Genomic DNA, 4,262 nt, shown 5'->3' with positions numbered 1-4,262 from the left:
CCGAGGCGATCGTGCGGTCCTTCTCAATGACCTCACGCACGACCTGGGCCTTGAACTCCTCTGAGTATTTCGCTGCTGGCATGGTCTCCATCCTATCGACTCACGGGAAGAAAAACTCCCCCTGTCCAAGAAACACCACGCACTCCAGGTGTCACGAGTCAGGAGTTCTGGGTCCTTTTGAGTCGTAGCATCGCCGCTGCGTTCATGCCCGCTGCATGGACGCCGGATGCCGCCGGCCCGCAGCCCTTCCTGCCAGCCGTCTCAACTCGCCGTGGGAAGGCACTCCCCGTGACCTCCCCTCCAAGGATGGAGGTTCAGGAACTGGACATCAGTGCCGGACGGAGAGCCGAGCGGCATCCGCTGGTGTCGGTCACAACGGCGACGGGCTCGCGTTGACCAGCGGCCCTGAACTGCTGATCCTACTCAGCAAGTGTCGTAACAGAGAATCGGTTTTTCGCGGGTGGCTTGCGGCTGTCAGCGACCAAGTCGGCTATAACGCCGACAACAATCCGTGCGGCATCGTCAGTATCCTCGTGCTCCCAGATGTGGACGACTGTCCATCCAAGGGCTCCAAGCTTCTCGTCGGTGTCGCGGTCGCGGGCTTGATTCTTCGCGATCTTCCACTGCCACCACTCCGAATTGCGGTCGGGCGTCGTCCCGTGCTCAGGGCAGCCGTGCCAGAAGCAGCCGTCTACCTGGACCGCCAGTTTCTTGCCAGGGAAGGCGATGTCGATCTTGCGGCGGGGAAGGCCCGGTACCTTGTACTGCACCCGGTAGCGCAGTCCCAGCCGCCACAGTGCCCGCCGTAGCTCCATTTCGGGGGATGTGTCGCGCCGGGACAGCTTGGAGTAGCGAGCAGTCACCCTCGGATCGGCAGGCTTGCTGCGTTCAGGTTCGGGGGCGTGCAGTGGGTCGGGCTCACCGCTGTCCGATGGCGCGGCATTCATAGGTCACCTTGTCATCAGTAGGTTGCGGACCGCCTCGTCAGGGTTTGCCGGAGCGGCGTCGACTGCCTCGAGGATCCGACGACCGGAGTCTGTTGACTCAAGGATGCGGCGGTCTCGGTCACAGTGCATCTTGAGCACGTTCCAGACCGCGCCCACGTTCACGCCGTTTCCCAGCTGCTTGTAGGTCTTCGCATCAGGCTGGCCGGCGAAGGAGAACTCGTCCGGGAACCCTTGAAGGCGGGCAGCCTCCTGTGGTGCCAGTCGACGTCGCTTCTTACCGATGATACTGGTCTGCGTGATGGCGACGAGGGCGGGAACGTAGCTCGGGGGCTTGGCGCGCAGACCCGACGGGCGGAAGTGCATGAGGCAGTCCCAGAGGGAGCCGTTGTCTTGGGCCTGCCACTCGAGTTTACGACGCGACGGAGGGAAGTACTTCACGCCAGAAGTGGTCATCCAGGCTCGGCACCAGGCCGCGTTCTCAGTGAAGAGCTGCGCGTTCTTTCGCAGGAAGTTCATCTTCCAGGCGGGGACATCATCAAGCTCGCCCGACTCGATCTGAATCTCCAGGTCCTCGATCGTCTGCCAGGCGTCCACCCAGATCGGGAACCCCGGCAGCTTCTTCCCCGGGTTGTGGTCACGGAAACGATGTACCCAGTCGTCCCAGGCGTTGATCCAGTCGACCTCGGCCCGTGACAGGTCGTAGCCCTCGACGTCGGCGAGTAGGTAGTCGGCAATCTTCCACTCAACTGGCCCATCGGCGTACACTTCTCTGGCTCTCACCACCGGTTGGGGCGTTGTTGACCCGATTCCCTCAGGGTCGTAGGTAGCAGTGATGAAGACCCTCTCCCTGACCTGGGGGCGGCCCCCTCGCTCCGGACCGAGCTGGTGCGGAGAGAGGATGGCAGGGGTATCCGCTACGTGGTACCCCTCCTCGCGAAGCGACTCGACGATGACCTCCCACTCGTGAGCGTGGCGCGGTCCGGCGAGGTTTCGAACGTTCTCGAGAAGAAGCACCGTGGGGTGGCGCTCCTGGATGATCTTGAGAATGTTGAAGTAGAGCGTGCCTCGAACCTCGTCCAGCATCCCCGCCTGAGCGCCGGACTTCGAGAAGGGCTGGCACGGGAACCCGGCGGCGAGGACGTCGTGCGGCTGGATCCTGTCGGACACGCCGTCGTCACCGGCGTCGGCCGTGATGTCACCAAGGGCGTCGATGCCCCAGTTCTGCTCGTAGATGCGGGCGGCGTCCTTGTCGATCTCGACCGCATAGGTGCACTGACCGCCCATCCCGGACAGGGCGGCGTGGAAGCCGCCGATCCCTGCGAAGAGGTCGGTGTAGGTGAACTTCTCGGCCATGGTCCAAGCTAAACACATGTTCGAGCTGAAGGGAAGCTCTGCTCACCGTGAGCTTGGGCTCACGCCGCGAAGTCATGCTGTGCCAGGACCTTCCCGGCTTCCTGGGCTTTGTGGAGCGCCAGATCCAGCTTCGGCTTCCTGGGCTTGCCGCTCTGCTGACGTCCTTGGTTGAATATCTTCAGTACCCCATCAGCGAGTGCTTGCTCGATCTCGTCGGTTCCCTGGAAGACGTAGGCCTGCAGCGTGACAGGGTGCAGAGAGACCTTCAGGCGTCGCGGGTGGGGGGACTTGGATTCGGAGGCGCCTCGCATCCTCCGGTGCCAGGCATCGAACTCAGCGCAACCACTGAATGATGAGGCTCCGGACAAGATCAGGAAGCCGATCAGGCCACGCTCATCGACGCACTGCAGGATGGACTCGCGGTCGTTGAGCGGTGTCCTGCCAGAGAGACCCTCAGGGGAGGTGAGTCTCTCCTGCCCATGGGTCTTGAGATCCCATACGAAGTTGCGGGCATAGTCGAACTTGGTAGCTCCGATGCGAACTGGGCCTCCGCCGTAGGCGTTGATGAGCGCAGGAAGGCCTACAAACTCGAAGTAGAAACCGACCCACTCAGTCTGCTTTGCCTGTCCATACTCGCTTTTTAACATCTCCTGGATGCACGTTCTCCCGTCCCAGTGAGGTGGGCAGGACGCTGCCAGCGCTGTGACGAGCAACTGAGCCTCCTGGAGCAGGCGGATCTGTTTGACGCCGCTACTGTGGCCGTGGCCGTGGAGTACCCGCTGCTCAGCCCCCGCAAGGACAGCGTTGAGCCCGTCCAGCGTAACGGTCTGTCCAGAGGACCAGCACGAGTCATTCCAGGGCATGTCAAGTGCCGTAGCGATTGCTCCGGCGAGCTTGGTCTTCGTGAGTCGGGAGTCGAGAGGTAGGCCAAGGTTGTCAACAAGGTCGGTCAGCACTGACTTCCTCTCCTTGCTTCCCGGCCCCAGGTCTTGTGGGCGTCCGCCTGTGATCGACGAGATACGTCGGACTGCCTCGAGCTTGTCGCGTGCGGGTGCGAACCAGTCGGGTAGCGTAGGGCCGACGCCACGCATTTCCCGTACCGCTCTACGTTGGAGCTCGGCCTCGGTCGCAGCCAGGATGGCGTTGAGCCCTCGCAAGGTGATGGTCTGTCCTGTCGAGGAGAAGGAGTGGTCCCATGCCTGGTCGAGCGCTTCGAGGATCTGACGTGCGAGGACGTCCTTCGGTGCGCTCTCGTCGACGTCGAGTGAGAGGCGCTTGGCTGTCTTTGTCAGGACTGATTTTTTCTCCTTGCTGCCGGGGCCCAATGGCTTAGGTGGGGCTGGGGCCTGCGCGGCGGCGTAGAGCCGAGCGACGGCCTCAAGCTTGGACTTGGCGGGGAGGAACGACGATGTCTCCATGAGCGGATCGTAAAACTGTTTCTCCACTGTGGTATGCCAGTAAAGGATTCGTTCTGAGGAAGTTACGGCTTCCTCCATGCGCAGCCCGTTCCAGCCGAACCATCCCCACGGGCTGTGCGGCTGGCGTCCACGCCAGGGCGATGAGGTTGGTGGCGGTGACGCCCGTCCGCTGCCCAGATCGGGCTGCGGAGGATCCCTCGGAGCTGCGGAAAGGTACTCGACTTGTCTCGGATGCACCTGAGGCCCCGGCGGTTATCCTGCGGGGCCGTCCGCGGGCTCTACGGTGCGTCCGCCACGCCCGACGGATGCTCGCGGCACCACCTAACAGCCGTTTCCCGGATCAGTGTCGCCTGGCCCGGAAGCCAGCGGGCGCAGCCGCCTCAGACCCTGGTTCGATGAAGCGGCCGGGCTGCCTTCCTAGTGTCGCGTGTCGTTAGTTGTTTTGTGGTTGGTGCTTAGGATGATGGGGGTATGGCGAATAGACCTGCTCCTGGACTGGTTGTGCGTGAGGGTGACCTGGAGGTGCTTGAGTCCTGGCTGCGTG

The 4,262-nt window shown here is 62.8% G+C and carries 3 protein-coding genes; all 3 read right to left on the bottom strand.

Features of this window, described 5'->3' with window-relative positions; all coding sequences use genetic code 11:
* Positions 1-419: 419 nt before the first annotated feature.
* The 3 genes from HCR68_RS13735 to HCR68_RS13725 are packed head-to-tail and all read right to left on the bottom strand — an operon-like array spanning position 420 to position 3,796.
* Complete coding sequence (locus tag HCR68_RS13735; RefSeq protein ID WP_167150400.1) at positions 420-947, bottom strand: very short patch repair endonuclease; 528 nt, start codon at positions 945-947, stop codon at positions 420-422.
* Between the two features lie 3 nt (positions 948-950).
* Positions 951-2,300 carry a DNA (cytosine-5-)-methyltransferase gene (gene dcm, locus HCR68_RS13730; protein WP_167150398.1) on the bottom strand — a complete coding sequence of 450 codons (1,350 nt, stop codon included), beginning with the start codon at positions 2,298-2,300 and terminating at the stop codon, positions 951-953.
* Between the two features lie 59 nt (positions 2,301-2,359).
* On the bottom strand, positions 2,360-3,796 hold the full coding sequence (locus tag HCR68_RS13725) for a hypothetical protein (protein WP_167150396.1): 1,437 nt from the start codon (positions 3,794-3,796) through the stop codon (positions 2,360-2,362).
* Positions 3,797-4,262 lie beyond the last annotated feature (466 nt).

It is taken from the genome of Actinomyces sp. ZJ308 (assembly GCF_011752065.1).
Taxonomy (GTDB): Bacteria; Actinomycetota; Actinomycetes; order Actinomycetales; family Actinomycetaceae; genus Actinomyces.
The sequence above is the reverse complement of the archived record's forward strand: the minus strand, read 5'-3'. Positions and strand labels throughout refer to the sequence as shown.